Source organism: Mesocryomonas lacus, from assembly GCF_055730105.2.
In genome coordinates this window covers 705,058-719,928 of sequence record NZ_JBUZWF020000002.1, presented here as the reverse complement: position 1 = coordinate 719,928, position 14,871 = coordinate 705,058, and the positions used below count along the sequence as shown (strand labels likewise).

Below are 14,871 nucleotides of genomic sequence, written 5' to 3'. Positions count from 1 at the left end.
CAGCCCATGTGCGGTCGCTTCACCTTGACGGCGGCGCCCCGTGAGGTCGCCGACATGCTGGCCCTCCTCGAGCTCGAGGAGTTTCCGCCGCGTTACAACATCGCGCCGACGCAGCCGATCCTCATCGCCCTTGGCGGCACAGAGGCGAGGCCGGACGCCAACCGACCGGGGCGCGAGGCGCGGCTGGTGCGCTGGGGCTTCATTCCGAGCTGGGTGAAGGAGCTGAAGGGCTTTCCGCTTCTCAACAATGCCCGCGCCGAGACCGCGGCGGAGAAGAACGCGTTCAAGGCGGCGATGAAGTACCGGCGCTGCCTGATCCCGGCGAGCGGCTTCTACGAGTGGCAACGCGATGCCAAGGGCAAGCCGGTGCAGGCCTACTTCCTGAAACCCCGTTCCGGCCGGCCGATCGCCTTTGCCGGCGTCATGGAAACCTGGCACGCGCCGGACGGCTCGGAGATCGATACGGCGGCCATTCTCACCACGGCCGCCAACCAGACGCTGCGCCCGATCCACGACCGCATGCCGGTGGTGATTCCCGAAGGCGGCTTCGAGATGTGGCTGAACTGCCGCGACTATGCGCCACCAGACGTCGCCGGCCTGACGGGGCGCGCCAACGAGGACGTGTTCGAGGCCATCGCCGTCTCCGACAAGGTCAACAAGGTCGCGAACGTCACGCCCGACGTCCAGGCGCCGATCGCGCTTGCGGCCCGTCCCCGGCCCGGGGATAAGGGAGGCGACAACGTTGCGCCGGACCTCGACGAGGGGCCCGCCCAGCGAAGCCTGTTCTGATCCCTTCCCAGGAGCTCGCCCGTGAACCTCGATCTTCTCAAGCGCCTGTGCGAAACGCCCGGCATTCCCGGCCGGGAGGAGCGCGTGCGCGCGCTGATCGAGACGGAGGCAAAACTCCTGTTCGACGAGATCGCCGTGGACGCGATGGGCTCGCTCGTCTGCACCCGGAAAGGCAAGGGCAAGAACCCCGAGAAGATCATGCTGGCCTGCCACATGGACGAGATCGGCTTCATCGTCAGCCACGTCACCGACAAGGGTTTCCTGCATGTCCAGCCGCTTGGCGGCTTCGACCCGCGCAACCTGTTCTCGCGCCGCGTCCTCGTCTGCAGCGAGACCGGCGACCATAAGGGCGTGATGAACGCCGAGGGGAAGCCGATCCACATCCAGTCGCCGGAAGACCGCAAGAAGGTGCCCGAGCCCGCCGACTTCATCATCGACACCGGCCACGGCGCGGCGGCCAAGGACATCTTCAAGATCGGCGACAGCGTCGTCATGGACGAGCCCTTCACCGAAATGGGCGGCAAGATCGTCTCCAAGGCGCTCGACAACCGCATCGCTTGTTGGCTCGGCCTCGAGGCCGTCCGGCGGATGATCGACAAGGGCTGGTCGCACGATTGCGAGCTGACCGTCGCCTTCACCGTGCAGGAGGAGATCGGCCTGCGCGGCGCGCGCACCGTCGCCTTCGCGGTGAAGCCCGACATCGGCATCGGCGTCGACACCACGCTCTGCTGCGACACACCCGGCGTGCCGGAAAAGGACCGCACCACGGTGCAGGGTGCCGGCGTCGGCATCCACCTGAAGGACGGCTCGTTCATCTCCGACCGGGGCCTCGTCGCCGAGTTCGAGGCGATCGCCGTGGCAAAGGAGATCCCGTTCCAGCGCACCGTGCTCGCCAGCGGCGGCCAGGACGGCGCGGCCTTGCAACAGGCGGCTTCAGGCGCGCGCGCCATCGGCATCGTCGTCGGCACCCGCTACATCCACACCGTCGTCGAGATGATCGACAAGACCGATTTGAAAGCGGCGCGCGATCTGCTGGCGGCGTTCATCGCCAAGCACTGAGGCGGGCAGTAGCGGGCTCGGCGGGGCTCCCACCCCCCTCTGCCTGCCGGCATCTCCCCCTCAAGGGGGGAGATTAAGCGCGTTACCGGCGGCGACCATCCGATCTCCCCCCTTGAGGGGGAGATGTCCGGCAGGACAGAGGGGGGTGGACTGCCGCCCCCTCCCCAAAAGTGCGGCATCCCCATCCCGGAGCCCGCGCGACCACGGAACACCTAAAATGATCGAACCCGCCCTCCGCGGCTTTGTCCTCGGCCTCAGCCTCATCGTCGCGATCGGTGCGCAGAACGCGTTCATCCTCGAACGCGGACTGGTGCGCAATCACGTCTTCGTTCTGTGCCTGGTGTGCGCGCTCAGCGACGCGCTGCTGATCGCGGCGGGCGTCGCGGGTCTCGGCGCCGCGATCTCGGCACATCCGACGCTAATCTTGGTGGTAACGCTGGCCGGCGCGGTGTTCCTGGCGGCCTATGCGGCGATCGCCCTGCGGCGGGCGCTGAGGCCGGCGGCAATGGCGGTGCGCGGCGACCGGCAGCTGTCGCTGAAGGCGGCGCTCGGCACGGTCCTCGGGCTGACCTTTCTCAACCCGCATGTCTATCTCGACACCGTGGTGCTGCTCGGCAGCCTGTCGGCGCGCTATGACGGGCTCGATCAACGCGTCGCCTATGCCGGCGGGGCGATGCTGGCCTCGTTCGTCTGGTTCTTCGCGCTTGGCTACGGCGCAAGGCTTCTCGCGCCGCTGTTCGCCAGACCCGCAGCCTGGCGTGTTCTCGATGGGCTTATCGCGGCCGTGATGGCAGCCCTGTCACTCAGCCTTCTCGCCAGCCTCGTGTGACGCTGGCGCGCCAGCGTCCTGTCGAGGCAATCCTCGAGCGGGCCGGCGGATGGCAACTTAGTCGGCGTAGGCGACGATCTGCTGGCGGCGCGGCTCGGTCTTCTGGGTCTTCTTACGGAAGGTCTGGTTCGCGGCAGCGATGGCGGCGATGCCGATCTCGCGGTACTTGGCGAGCAGGTCGACTTCGTTGGCGCGGTCGCTCTTGGAACGGAACTTGGCGGAATTCTCGGACATGGTGTTTCCTGTGAGGCTCGATGCAAGCTGGAAGATAGCCGCGATTGAGTCAGTTTAGCGACCGAACCTAACCCAAACTTAAACACGTTTCTTATCATTCGGTATTACTTCACAGAAGTGGCGGAGAAGACACAAGATGCACTGCAGCATGGTAAATCAAAGCTTAACTTGCTTCACCTATGCGAACACCCTGATTTGTCTTGGCGGTAAATTGCAGGTACCCGCTGCACTGCAGCATTGACGGAATGATGCCCGGCAGACGGGAAGGACACGCGATGGACGACGGATACAAAGGCCTCCGGCTCACCAACACCATGACCCGCGCCAGGCAGGAATTCCGCCCGCTCGACTGGTCGAACCCCGCCATTCCCGACGCGGAAAAAAAGGTTCGCATGTATGTCTGCGGGCCGACGGTCTACGACTTCGCCCATATCGGCAATGCGCGGCCGGTGATCGTGTTCGACGTCCTGTTCCGGCTGCTGCGCCATCTCTACGGCGCCGAACACGTGACCTATGTCCGGAACATCACCGACGTCGACGACAAGATCAACGCGCGGGCCACGCGCGACTTTCCCGGCCTGCCGCTGAACGAGGCGATTCGCCGGGTCACCGAGACGACGGCGGCCCAGTTCCAGAAGGACGCTACCGCACTCGGCGCCTTGCCCCCGACGCACCAGCCCCGCGCCACCGACTTCGTCGGCGCCCGCAGCGACGGCAAGCCGGACATGGTGTCGATGATCTCCACCCTCATCGCCCACGGCCACGCCTATGTCGCGGGGGGCGAGGTGCTGTTCGACGTCACCTCGATGCCGGACTACGGCAAGCTCTCCAACCGCAAGCTCGAGGACCAGCAGGCCGGCGCCCGCGTCGCGGTCGAGAGCCACAAGAAGAGCCCCGGCGACTTCGTCCTCTGGAAGCTCTCGGACGACAACGAGCCCGGCTGGGACAGCCCTTGGGGCCGCGGCCGGCCGGGCTGGCACATCGAGTGCTCCGTGATGTCGGAGGCCTATCTCGGCGAGGTCTTCGACATACATGGCGGCGGTCTTGACCTGATCTTCCCGCACCACGAGAACGAGATCGCCCAGTCGCGCTGCGCCCACGGCACCCACGAGATGGCGTCGATCTGGATGCACAACGGCTTCCTGCAGCTCGAGGGCAAGAAGATGTCGAAGTCCGACGGCAACTTCATCACCATCTCCGAGCTTCTGGAGACCGAGACCTTCGGCGGCCGGAAGTGGGACGGCGCGGTGCTGCGCCTCGCCATGCTGATGACCCACTACAAGGAGCCGATCGACTTCTCCGTGAGGCGGCTGGAGGAGGCCGAAGAATCACTGGCCGCCTGGAGCCGCGCCGCCGACGGCGTCACCCCGAGCCAGCCCTCGCAGCGCTTCATCGACGCTTGGTCCGACGATCTTGGCGGCTCGGCCGCCATCGCGGAGCTGCACGCCCTGCGCAAATCCGACCCGGCAGCGCTCCGGGCCTCGGCCGAGCTGATCGGCCTGGCGCTGGCGGTCGCGCCGACGGAGACCGCAGCGCCAGACCCGGCGATCGCGGCCCGGGTGGCCGATCGTCTGGCGCTATTGAAGGCGAAGGATTTCGCCGGCGCCGATGCGATCCGGGCGGAACTGCTCGCCGAGGGCATCCAGCTGAAGGACGGCAAGGACGCAGCAGGCGAGCGCGTGACGACGTGGGAGGTTAAACGGTAGGACGCCAAAAAGGCGTCCTCGCCTGCAGCGACGGCGCGGCCGCCGCAACGTCTCCTGCAGCGACATCGTGTCCGCCGCGAACGTCCCTCCAGCGTCGTCATCCCGGTCTTAAGCCGGGATCCATTCCTCAACGGGTCAACGTCGATCCGCTTCAGAATGGGGGCATGTCGCCGGTTACCCCGTTCGTTCAGCGATTACGCATGGATCCCCGGCAAAACCTTTGGTTTCGCCGAGATCAAATCCGGGATGACGAACCTCGCAGGTACGGATGAAAGCAGGAGATGTCGCGCAGGGCGAAGCGGAAGGCTGAACGCCTATAAGTGCGGGGCGAAGACCTCCGATGCAGACCTGTCCGACCTGTGCCATTCTGACGGCAGCGCCATCGCCGCGCAGCTTCGCTTCCGCTTCGGTTCAGTTAGCATTTGCCGCAAATCGGGATCACAGACGATGCAGTTCGTATGGGATCCCGGCAAGGCACAGAGCAACCTCTCCAAGCATCACGTATCGTTTGCTTTGGCGGAGCGCGTGTTCGACGATCCGTTGCATATCGTCGTCTTCGACCGGGTCGTCGACGGTGAGGAGCGTTGGCACGCGCTCGGCGTCGTCGGAAGCCTTCTTGTCCTTCTCGTCGTCCATACATACCCTGATGGCGACGATGGGAGTTCCATCAGGATCATCGGCGCACGAAAGGCCACACCGCAGGAAAGGAGGATGTATGAGCAAGGATTTGACTGAGGGCGAGCGTGCAGAGATCGATGCGCTGAAGGCGCTCCCCGACGAGCAGATCGACACGCACGACATCCCGGAGACACTGTCGGAGAATTGGCTTCGAGGCCGGCGCCCGCCTGCCGGGCATGCGCTTCAGCAGGCGGTCATGATTCAGCTCGATCCCGACATCGTCGCCTGGTTTCGCGCCCATGCCTCCAAGGGGGGATACCAGGCCGAGATCAGCCGCGTGCTTCGCGGCTATGTCGACGATGCCTCGAAGCGGTAGCGAGCGGGGCTAGCGATTGTATCCAATCCCTGGATACAATCTTACTTGCGCCGCAGCGCCTCGCCGAACCGCACCGCCTCGCCCGTGCTGGCGGCGAGGATCTCCCCCTCCCACATCACCCGCCGCCCGCGGACCACGGTGCCGACCGGCCAGCCGGTGACGGCCTTGCCGTCATAGGGCGTCCACTGCGACTTCGAGCCGATCCAGGCGTTCTCGATCGTCGTGTTGCGCTGCAAGTCGACGACGGTGAAGTCGGCGTCGTAGCCGCAGGCGATTCGGCCTTTGTTGGCGATGCCGAAGATGCGCTGCGGGCCGGCGGAGGTTAGGTCGACGAAGCGCTGCAGCGACAGGCGGCCGTTGGCGACGTGGTCGAGCATGATCGGCACCAGCGTCTGCACGCCGGTCATGCCCGACGGCGAGGCCGGATAGGGCTTCGCCTTCTCCTCCAGCGTATGCGGCGCGTGGTCGGAGCCGAGGACGTCGATCACGCCCTGCGCGATGCCATGCCAGATCCGGTCGCGGTGCTCGGCGGAACGCACCGGCGGGTTCATCTGCAACAGGGTGCCGAGCCGGGCATAGTCGTCGGCGGTCATCGTGAGGTGGTGCGGCGTCGCCTCGGCGGTGGCGACGTCCTTATGCGCCTGCAGGTAGTCGATCTCCGCGGCGGTCGAGATGTGGAGGACGTGGATGCGCGCGCCGACCTCTTCGGCGATCCCGACGAGGCGCTGCGTGCACAGGAGCGCCGCCTCGGCGTCGCGCCAGACCGGGTGCGAGGACGGATCGCCCGGAATGCGGAAGTCCATCCGCTCGCGCAGCCGGAACTCGTCCTCGGAGTGGAAAGCGGTGCGCCGGCGGGTGCGCTTCAGGATCTCGCGCACGCCCGAATCGTCCTCGACCAGCAAGGAGCCGGTGGAGGAGCCCATGAACACCTTGATGCCGGCAGCGCCCGGCAGGCGCTCGAGCTCGGCGACATCGCCTGCGTTCTCGCGCGTGCCGCCGACCCAGAAGGCGAAGTCGCAGTGCATGCGGTGATGGCCCCGCGCCACCTTGTCGGCGAGCGCCGCCTCGCTCGTCGTCAGCGGATCTGTGTTCGGCATCTCGAACACCGCGGTGACGCCGCCGAGCACGGCCGCGCGAGAGCCCGATTCGAGGTCTTCCTTATGGGTCGGGCCAGGCTCGCGAAAGTGCACCTGGCTGTCGATGACGCCCGGCAGGATGTGGAGACCGGTGCAGTCGACGACCTCGCCGGCCGAGGCGGCGTCGATCGACCCGATGAAGGCGATGCGGCCTGCGGTGACGCCAACGTCTCTGATGCCTTCGCCGTCCTGATTGACGACGGTGCCGCCCTTGAGAACGAGATCGTAGGTGGGGGTGGTGGACAAGAGGCGGCTCCTCGCTTGTTCCTGCATGGCTTGCGGCTTACGTAACCCTGACGCCCCTGACAAGCGATCGAAAGCGAACGGCATGTCCTATATCAGCCTGACCGACCGGTCCGTTCTCGACGTGACGGACGAGGACGCCGAAAGCTTTTTACAGAACCTCGTCACCTCCGATCTCGATCTGCTCGGCCCCGGCGAGTCGCGCCCCTCGGCGCTGCTGACGCCGCAGGGGAAAATCCTGTTCGACTTCCTCGTCAGCCGCATCGAGGGCGGCCTTCGGCTCGACGTGGCAGCAGCGGCGCGCGATGCCCTCGCCAAGCGACTGGCGCTTTACAAGCTGCGGGCCAAGGTGACGGTTACCGCCAGTCCGGACAGGGTCTTCGCCATCGTCGACCGCGCAGTTCAAGGCGACTGGCCGATCGACCGGCGGTTTTCCGACGAGACCGTCCGCCGGGCCTATGGCGCGACCCCGCCCGACGGCGAGGAGGCGCCCGCGGCAGCCTTTGAGGGGCTGCGGATTCGCGCAGGGATCGCCGAGGCGGAGAAGGACTTTCCGGCCTCGGACGTCTTTCCGCACGACGTCCTGCTCGACCAGAACGGCGGCGTCTCGTTCAAGAAGGGCTGCTATGTCGGCCAGGAGGTCGTCTCGCGCATGCAGCACCGCGGCACCGCGCGGCGGCGGATCGTGCTGGTGCAAGCGGAGGGCCATTTGTCGCCGGGCGCAACCCTAATGGCCGGCGACAAGCTGATCGGCACCGTACTGTCGGCGATTCCGGGCCTTGCCGGCGACGGTGGCGACGGCATGGCGCTGGTGCGGATCGACCGGCTGGCCCTCGCCCTTTCCCAGGATGCCGTGCTCTCGGTCGACGGCGTGCCGGTGGACGTCACCATCCCCGCCTGGGCCGGCTATGCGCTGCCCGAGGTCACGGCGGTGGCGGAGGACGGCGAATGAGCCGCACCAAGGCGGCGGCACCGCCCCGCGTCTGGCAGCGCATGCTGTCCGGACGGCGGCTCGACCTCCTCGACCCCTCGCCGCTCGACGTCGAGATCGAGGACATCGCGCATGGCCTTGCCCGCGTCGCCCGCTGGAACGGCCAGACCTCGGGCGAACACGCCTTCTCGGTGGCGCAGCATTCGCTGATCGTCGAGGCGGTGGTGGCGGCGAGCGAGCCCGACCCGCGCTGGCGGATGGCAGCGCTCCTGCATGACGGGCCCGAATACGTCATCGGCGACATGATCTCGCCGTTCAAGAGCGTCATGGGCGGCGACTACCGGCTGGTGGAGAAGCGCCTGCAGACGGCGATCCACCGGCGTTTTGGCTTGCCCGCGGACCTGCCGAAGCCGGTGGAGAAGGCGATCAAGGCCGCCGACCGCCTGTCGGCCTATCGCGAGGCGACGCTGCTCGCGGGCTTCAAGCCGGCGGAGGCCGCCGCCTTCTTCGGCGCGCCGACGAGCGACGTGGCCGACGCCGCGGTGTTCCAGCCCTGGCCGGCCGGCGAGGTGGAACGCCTGTTCATCGCCCGGTTCGAGGAACTCGACCGCCTGCTTCACCCTTCCACCCCATCGAAGAACGCGCTCGAAAGTCCGGCATGAGCTATCTCGTCGTCTCCTCCCTTGCCGAACTGCCGGCCACCGTCGCCGCGCATGGCGCGCGGGATCTCATCACGCTGATCAACGTCAACACCGTGGTCGAGCGCCCCGCCGACGTCGCGGCCGACCGGCACCTTTTCCTCGGGATGAACGACATCGTCGCCGAACTCGACGGCATGGTCGCGCCCGCCGAGACGCATCTCGACGAACTCCTCGCTTTCGGCGCGCGCTGGGACCGCCAGACGCCGCTCGCCATCCACTGCTGGGCCGGCATCAGCCGCTCGACCGCCGCCGCCTATATCCTCGCCATCGCGATCAATCCCGAGCTCGACGAGGCCGCTCTGGCGAACGAGCTGAGGCGCCGGGCGCCCTCGGCGACGCCCAATGCCCGGCTGGTCGCGCTGGCCGATGGAAAGCTCGGCCGCGGCGGGCGCATGGTCGCCGCCATCAAGGCCATCGGCCGCGGCGCCGACGCCTTCGCCGGCACGCCGTTCGTGCTGCCGCTGACGCTCGAGACGAGCAGTGGCGACGCGGTTCTCTCGACGTCCGTGTAAGAGAGCTTGGGCAGAAGCGGCACCCTATGGCGTCCCCCTTTGGCCTGCCGGCCATCTCCCCCTCGGGTGGGGAGATCGGCAAGTCGCCAGCGCCGCAACCTTCGATCTCCCCCCTTGAGGAGGAGATGCTGGCAGGCAGAGGGGGGTGAGCTGCCGCGATCCATGGGACAAACTGCGAGCCGGCTGGGCAGCTGAGCTCTATGTCGGCAGTAGTCGTCGCCGGCTAGTCGCTCGATCCCCTCAGTCCTTCGGCAGGTACACGTTCTCCGCCCCCGGAAACGACCGGTCTTTCACGGCCGCCGCATAGGCCGCCACCGCGTCCGTCACCCCTTGCCCCAGATCGCCGAATTTGCGGACAAAGCGCGGCACCCGCGGCGAGAAGCCGAGCATGTCTTCCAGCACCAGGATCTGGCCGTCGCACTTTGCCGAGGCGCCGATGCCGATGGTGGGCACCGCGATGGCGGCGGTGAGTTCGACGCTCAGCGGCTCGACGACGCCCTCGACCACGACGGCAAAGGCGCCGGCCTCGGCGACGGCGACGGCATCGGCCTTGATCGCGTCCCAGCCGGCGCGGTCGCGGCCTTGCGTCTTGAAGCCGCCGAACGTGTTCACCGCCTGCGGCGTCAGGCCGATATGCGCCATCACCGGAATGCCGCGGCTGGTGAGGAAGGCGATGGTCTCGGCCATCAGGACGCCGCCCTCGAGCTTCACCGCGCCGCAGCCGGTCTCGGCCATCAGCCTTGCCGCGTTGCGAAAGGCGACGGCGGGGCTCTCCTCATAGCTGCCGAAAGGCAGGTCGACGACGACGAGCGCCGTCGAGGAGCCACGCACGACGCTCGCGCCATGCAGAATCATCATCTCCAGCGTCGCGCCGACCGTCGAGTCCATGCCGTGCTCGACCATGGCGAGGCTGTCGCCGACCAGCAGGAAGTCGGCATGCGGATCGACCAGCCGCGCCGTCAGCGCGCTGTAGGCCGTCAGCGCGACAATCGGATCGCCACCCTTGCGGGCGAGAATGCCGGGAGCGGTCATCCGCTTGATGCTGGTCTGGGCGCTCATCGGCGGTCTCCTGATGCAAGCGGGGTGCCGGTGATCTCGCGCTGGTCGATGAGGAGAACCTCGCCGAACCGGACGGTGACGAGCACCACCACAGGCGCACCGGCGAGCGTATCCGCGTCGATGCGGTCGACCGTGCCGAGCGTTGCGGACCTGCGGAGATCAACCGAGCGGACGGTGGCGCGCGGCTCGTCCGAGATAATCTCGCGCACCATCGCCACCACCTTGCGCGGATCCCCCTCACCGGCCGCGACCATCGCCTCCGCCTTGTCCAGCGCCTGCGAGATGACCGCGGCGGCGGCGCGGTCTTCCGTCGACAGGCGGACATTGCGCGACGACGCGGCTAGGCCATCGGCCTCGCGCACGGTCTCGACGCCGACGATCTCGACCGGCAGCGACAGGTCCTGCACCATCCGGCTGACGACCGCGAGCTGCTGGAAATCCTTCTTGCCGAAGAAGGCGCGATCGGGCTGGGCAATGTTCAAAAGCTTGGCGACGACGGTCGCGACGCCCTGGAAATGGCCGGGACGATCGATGCCGATGAGAATGGACGACAGCGACGAGACGTCAATCGTCGTCTGCATCGGCTCGGGGTACATTTCCGCGACATCCGGCGCGAAGACGACGTCGACGCCGTGCGCGCGGCAGAGCGCGAGGTCGGCTTCGAGGTCGCGCGGATAGCTGGCGAGATCCTCGTTCGGCCCGAACTGCGTCGGGTTGACGAAGATGCTGACGACGACGAGATCGCACGCCGCCTTGGCGCGGTCCACCAGCGCCATGTGGCCGCCGTGCAGATAGCCCATGGTCGGCACCAGGCCGATCGAGCGTCCGGCGCGCCGCTCCGGTCCGAGCGCCTGGCGGAGTTCGGAAATCGTACGGATCAGTTTCAAGGTGCCCACCTGCCCATCTCTTGCGCACGCTTTGCCACTTTTACCGGCGGAGGTCACGGAAAAATGGTGGTCTCTGGCGAAAGCCACAAGGTGATATGCGCGGGCTGCATGGGGTGTTCGGGGTGTATCGGGTGATTGGGATGTGTGGAGTGCGGCGTAGCCTGGTCGCGCTTCATCGTGGTGCCACTTCTGCGGGTCGTCATCCCGGACTTGATCCGGGATCCATTCCAAATCGCTGCAGAAATCCACTCAGGCCGACCGCTGCCGCCGTGCCTGATGCGGACTGCAAACCTCGACGTTGAGGAATGGATCCCAGCGAAATTAAGGGTTTCGCAGAGGTCAAGCCCGGGATGACGAAGAGCCAAGTGGACCGGATCAAGTCCGGGATGACGAACCGCAGAGGTGAGTGCAGCGCAATGTCCTCAACGTGCGGCACCCTCCCCTAACCCCTTGGCGATCGCCGCGATCATCGCCTCGCGGGCGGCGGGCTCGTCGAGGCCGCGCGGCGACCAGACGTGGCGGGCGAGGAAATAGCGCGTCAGGCGAAAGCCATCGGCGAGCGCGGCTTCGTCGGCACGGGCGCCGAGGGTGCCGAGGAAGGCCGGCAAGGCCAGCATCTTGTCGTGCCAGGGAAGCCCCGCCGCGGCGCTGACGGCGCGGCCGGATTTCGGGGAGACGTAGACGAGGTTCTCGCGCACGCCGGTGGCGACACAGGTGTCGAGGTCGAGGCCGAAGCCGAGTTCTTCGAGCAGCGCGATCTCGAAGCGCAGCACCAGTTCGCCGGCGGTGAGCGGGTCGCTGAAGTGCGAGACGATGATCTTCAGGCCATCATAGAGCCGGGGATGCGGGTCGCGTTCCGGCAGGAGGCGGATGTAGGCGGCCAAGAGCTGGATGCCGTGCAGGCCGACCGGGCTCTCCATCAGCCGGGCGGCGCGCAGCTCGACCGGCTCCAGCGTCATCGTGCCCATGTGCTCATCGAGCCGGGCGCGGCAGGTTACCTCGACCTGGTTGCCGGGCTGCAGCACCGGCTGCTGCTTGCGCGATCGGCCGCCGCGGACGATACCCATTTGCCGGCCGCGGTCGCGCGTGACCAGCTCGACCATCGCGGAGGTCTCGCCGTGCCGGCGCACGCCGAGCACGATGCCTTCCTCGCGCCACTCCATCAGCTGGCTCCGATCGACGTCGGTGCCGTGGCGGACGGAATGGCGGAATGGCGCGGCGGCACGCGGGCTCCGGGATCAGCTTGAGAAGTCGAGGCCCATCTCGCGGTAGCGCTCGGGGTCGTCTCCCCAGTTCTGCCGGACCTTCACGAACAGGAAGAGGTGGCAGGTCTCTTCGGCGGCCTCGGAGATCTCGCGGCGGGCGGACTGGCCAATCGCCTTGATGGTCTCCCCCTTGTGGCCGATGACGATCTTCTTCTGGCTCTCGCGCTCGACGAAGATGGTCTGCTCGATGCGGATCGAGCCGTCCTCTCGCTTCAGCCAGAGCTCGGTCTCGACGTGGCTGGCATAGGGCAGTTCCTGGTGCAGGCGCAGGAACAGCTTCTCGCGGGTGATCTCGGCGGCGAGCTGGCGGATCGGCAGGTCGGTGATCTGGTCCTCGGGATAGTACCAGGGGCCGGCCGGCAGGCGCTGCGCGAGCCATTCCATCAGGTCGGGACAGCCCGAGCCCTTCAGCGCCGAGATCATGAACACCTTCTCGAAGGCGATGCCGCGCTCGGTGATGTCCTTGGTGAGGCCAAGCAGCCTGTCGCGCTGGATGAGGTCCACCTTGTTGAGGAGCAGCACCACCGGCAGCGGGCTTTCCTTCAGGCGCTCGAGAATCGCTTCGACCTCCTCGGTCAGGCCCCGCTCGACGTCGATGATGGCAAGCACCACGTCGGCGTCGCGCGCGCCAGTCCAGGCGGTCTTCACCATAGCGCGGTCGAGCCGGCGCTTCGGCGCGAAGACGCCGGGGGTGTCGACAAAGACGATCTGCGTCTTGTCCTCGATGGCGATGCCGCGCACCAACGCCCGCGTCGTCTGGACCTTGTGGGTGACGATCGAGACCTTGGTGCCGACGAGCTTGTTGACCAGCGTCGACTTGCCGGCATTCGGCGCGCCGAGCAGCGAGACGAAGCCCGAGCGGGTGCCGGCCTCGACGGCCGCGGCATTGGCCGCCTCGGCCCGCGTCTCGACGGCAGGGTTCTCGCTCGTCTCGGGGGTCGCAGCCGTCTTGGCCGCCTCGGTCTCAGCGGTGGGCTCGATCTCGGGGTTATCCCCCTTGGGGGTCTCGTCGCTCAACTCTCGTCCTTCCAGATACCTTCGCGCAAGAGGACCGCGCTTGCCGCTTCCTGCTCCGCCAGCCGCTTGGAGCGGCCGGTGCCCTCGGCGGGCTCAACATTCTCGATCACCGCGCGCACGGTGAAGACCGGGTCGTGGTCGGGGCCGGTGCGCTCGACGATCTCGTAGCGCGGCGCCACAGTGGTGCGGGTGTGCACCCATTCCTGCAGGGCGGTCTTGGCGTCGCGGCGTGCGGAGACGGCGCTGCCCAGCTTGTCGCCCCAGAGCCGGTGGATGAAGTCGCGCGCATCCGACAGCCCGTTGCCGAGATAGATCGCGGCGATCAGCGATTCTATCACATCGGCGCGGATGTTGCGGCTCTTCTCGTCCTTGACCTTCTTGACGTCGCCGCCGTGGCGGATGAAGTCGGCAAGGCCGATCTCGTCGGCGATCTCGGCGCAGGCCTCGGCCGAGACCAGCGAGTTCAGCCGCAGCGACATCTCGCCCTCACTGGCTTTAGGAAACATCTCGAACAGCTTCTCGGCGATGACCAGTCCGAGAACGCGGTCGCCGAGGAATTCGAGCCGCTCGTAGCTCGACGCCGTGCCGCCGCCGCGGAGGCTCGAATGGGTCACCGCCCGCTCGAGCCGCGCGCGGTCGGAAAGCTTCACCCCGATGCGGCGTTCGAGTTCGTCGAGCGAGCGGTCCGGCCTTAGCTTAGCCATGTGGCGACGCGGTCCAGCCGAAGCTCCGTCGGCCAGCGCCAGATCTTCAGGGGCGACTCGCCGCCGCCGATCGAGAAGAAGATCACCTGCGCCTTGCCGACGAGGTTCTCCGCGGGCACGTAGCCGACGTCGAAGCGGCTATCCAGCGAGTTGTCGCGGTTGTCGCCCATCATGAAGTAATGGTCCGGCGGCACCACGAACTCGCGGGTGTTGTCGCCGGAGGAGTTCGGGTTGAGGTCGAGGGTCAGGTAGGTCACGCCGTTCGGCAGCGTCTCTCGGAACTGCGGCACCTTGCTGCCGTCCTCGGCGGTGAAGTCGCCCTCCGGCACGCGCGGCACGGCGACGTCGTTGATGAAGAGGACGCCGTCCCGGACCTGGATGCGGTCGCCCGGAAGGCCGATCAGGCGCTTGATGTAGTCTGTCTCTTCCTCGTGCGGCTTGCGGAAGACGACGACGTCGCCACGGGTCGGCGTGAAGGCGAGCACCCTTCCCTCGGTCGGGAGGTAGCCGACATAGGGCGGCAGCGAGGGCAGCGAATACTTGCTGTAGCCGTAGCTCCACTTCGACACGAAGAGGTAGTCGCCCTCGACCAGCGTCGGCATCATCGAGCCCGAGGGGATCGAGAACGGCTGGAACAGCACGGTGCGGATCACCAGCGCCAGCAGCAGCGCCTGCACGATGACCTTGACCGTTTCGCCGAAACCGCCGCTTGCCTTTGCTTCGGCCCGATCGCCCATGCCCGTTCCTTCAGAGATCGCGAAAACGCAGTGTGTCTGGAAATGCGCGGCCGGGACCGCAGCGGCCT

Annotated in this window: 17 protein-coding genes; 9 read left to right on the top strand and 8 right to left on the bottom strand. The window is 67.1% G+C overall.

Going from position 1 to position 14,871, the window contains the following annotated elements; genetic code table 11:
* Positions 1-6 precede the first annotated feature (6 nt).
* The 3 genes from ACZLZQ_RS08410 (at position 7) to ACZLZQ_RS08400 (ending at position 2,677) form a co-directional block, all read left to right on the top strand.
* Complete coding sequence (locus ACZLZQ_RS08410; protein ID WP_472949225.1) at positions 7-789, top strand: SOS response-associated peptidase; 783 nt, start codon at positions 7-9, stop codon at positions 787-789.
* Positions 790-810: 21 nt separating this feature from the next.
* The gene (locus ACZLZQ_RS08405; protein ID WP_472948953.1) at positions 811-1,848 is read left to right on the top strand and encodes a M42 family metallopeptidase; all 1,038 of its coding nucleotides are present in this window, start codon (positions 811-813) and stop codon (positions 1,846-1,848) included.
* Between the two features lie 217 nt (positions 1,849-2,065).
* On the top strand, positions 2,066-2,677 hold the full coding sequence (locus ACZLZQ_RS08400) for a LysE/ArgO family amino acid transporter (protein ID WP_472948952.1): 612 nt from the start codon (positions 2,066-2,068) through the stop codon (positions 2,675-2,677).
* A gap of 57 nt (positions 2,678-2,734) precedes the next feature.
* Here the strand turns inward: ACZLZQ_RS08400 and ACZLZQ_RS08395 are convergent, their stop codons facing one another.
* Complete coding sequence (locus ACZLZQ_RS08395; protein WP_472931538.1) at positions 2,735-2,911, bottom strand: hypothetical protein; 177 nt, start codon at positions 2,909-2,911, stop codon at positions 2,735-2,737.
* Positions 2,912-3,186: 275 nt separating this feature from the next.
* On the opposite strand from ACZLZQ_RS08395, the gene cysS reads away from it, so the two are divergent.
* From cysS to ACZLZQ_RS08380, 3 genes are all read left to right on the top strand, one after another.
* Positions 3,187-4,617 carry a cysteine--tRNA ligase gene (gene cysS / locus ACZLZQ_RS08390; protein ID WP_472948951.1) on the top strand — a complete coding sequence of 477 codons (1,431 nt, stop codon included), beginning with the start codon at positions 3,187-3,189 and terminating at the stop codon, positions 4,615-4,617.
* Between the two features lie 246 nt (positions 4,618-4,863).
* Entirely contained in the window at positions 4,864-5,352 is a 489-nt protein-coding gene (locus tag ACZLZQ_RS08385) for a BrnT family toxin (RefSeq protein ID WP_472948950.1), read from the top strand.
* Positions 5,333-5,611, top strand: coding sequence for a BrnA antitoxin family protein (locus ACZLZQ_RS08380; RefSeq protein WP_472948949.1), 279 nt, complete (start codon positions 5,333-5,335; stop codon positions 5,609-5,611). The genes ACZLZQ_RS08385 and ACZLZQ_RS08380 overlap by 20 nt, the downstream gene beginning before the upstream one ends.
* 41 nt (positions 5,612-5,652) lie before the next feature.
* Here ACZLZQ_RS08380 and ACZLZQ_RS08375 read toward each other — a convergent pair whose 3' ends face one another.
* A complete protein-coding gene (locus tag ACZLZQ_RS08375) occupies positions 5,653-6,993 on the bottom strand; it encodes a dihydroorotase (protein WP_472948948.1) in 1,341 nt (446 codons plus the stop codon).
* A gap of 82 nt (positions 6,994-7,075) precedes the next feature.
* Here ACZLZQ_RS08375 and ygfZ point away from each other — a divergent pair, with 82 nt between their 5' ends.
* Genes ygfZ through ACZLZQ_RS08360 form a run of 3 tightly spaced genes read left to right on the top strand, consistent with a single transcriptional unit; the run spans position 7,076 to position 9,134 of the window.
* Positions 7,076-7,942 carry a CAF17-like 4Fe-4S cluster assembly/insertion protein YgfZ gene (gene ygfZ, locus ACZLZQ_RS08370; protein ID WP_472948947.1) on the top strand — a complete coding sequence of 289 codons (867 nt, stop codon included), beginning with the start codon at positions 7,076-7,078 and terminating at the stop codon, positions 7,940-7,942.
* Positions 7,939-8,583, top strand: a complete 645-nt coding sequence (locus tag ACZLZQ_RS08365) for an HD domain-containing protein (RefSeq protein ID WP_472948946.1) — start codon at positions 7,939-7,941, stop codon at positions 8,581-8,583. Before ygfZ ends, ACZLZQ_RS08365 begins: the two co-directional genes overlap by 4 nt.
* On the top strand, positions 8,580-9,134 hold the full coding sequence (locus ACZLZQ_RS08360; protein ID WP_472948945.1) for a tyrosine phosphatase family protein: 555 nt from the start codon (positions 8,580-8,582) through the stop codon (positions 9,132-9,134). Before ACZLZQ_RS08365 ends, ACZLZQ_RS08360 begins: the two co-directional genes overlap by 4 nt.
* A 240-nt stretch (positions 9,135-9,374) precedes the next feature.
* On the opposite strand, the gene panB is transcribed toward ACZLZQ_RS08360, so the two are convergent.
* From panB to lepB, 6 genes are all read right to left on the bottom strand, one after another.
* Entirely contained in the window at positions 9,375-10,193 is an 819-nt protein-coding gene (gene panB / locus ACZLZQ_RS08355; RefSeq protein ID WP_472948944.1) for a 3-methyl-2-oxobutanoate hydroxymethyltransferase, read from the bottom strand.
* Positions 10,190-11,080, bottom strand: coding sequence for a pantoate--beta-alanine ligase (gene panC, locus ACZLZQ_RS08350; RefSeq protein WP_472949224.1), 891 nt, complete (start codon positions 11,078-11,080; stop codon positions 10,190-10,192). Before panC ends, panB begins: the two co-directional genes overlap by 4 nt.
* 422 nt (positions 11,081-11,502) lie before the next feature.
* Complete coding sequence (gene recO / locus ACZLZQ_RS08345; protein ID WP_472948943.1) at positions 11,503-12,243, bottom strand: DNA repair protein RecO; 741 nt, start codon at positions 12,241-12,243, stop codon at positions 11,503-11,505.
* Positions 12,244-12,318: 75 nt separating this feature from the next.
* Positions 12,319-13,362 (bottom strand): GTPase Era, encoded by a 1,044-nt coding sequence (gene era, locus ACZLZQ_RS08340; RefSeq protein ID WP_472948942.1) that lies wholly within the window; start codon positions 13,360-13,362, stop codon positions 12,319-12,321.
* Positions 13,359-14,066 carry a ribonuclease III gene (gene rnc / locus ACZLZQ_RS08335; protein ID WP_472931528.1) on the bottom strand — a complete coding sequence of 236 codons (708 nt, stop codon included), beginning with the start codon at positions 14,064-14,066 and terminating at the stop codon, positions 13,359-13,361. Before rnc ends, era begins: the two co-directional genes overlap by 4 nt.
* The gene (gene lepB / locus ACZLZQ_RS08330) at positions 14,054-14,803 is read right to left on the bottom strand and encodes a signal peptidase I (RefSeq protein ID WP_472931526.1); all 750 of its coding nucleotides are present in this window, start codon (positions 14,801-14,803) and stop codon (positions 14,054-14,056) included. Before lepB ends, rnc begins: the two co-directional genes overlap by 13 nt.
* Positions 14,804-14,871 lie beyond the last annotated feature (68 nt).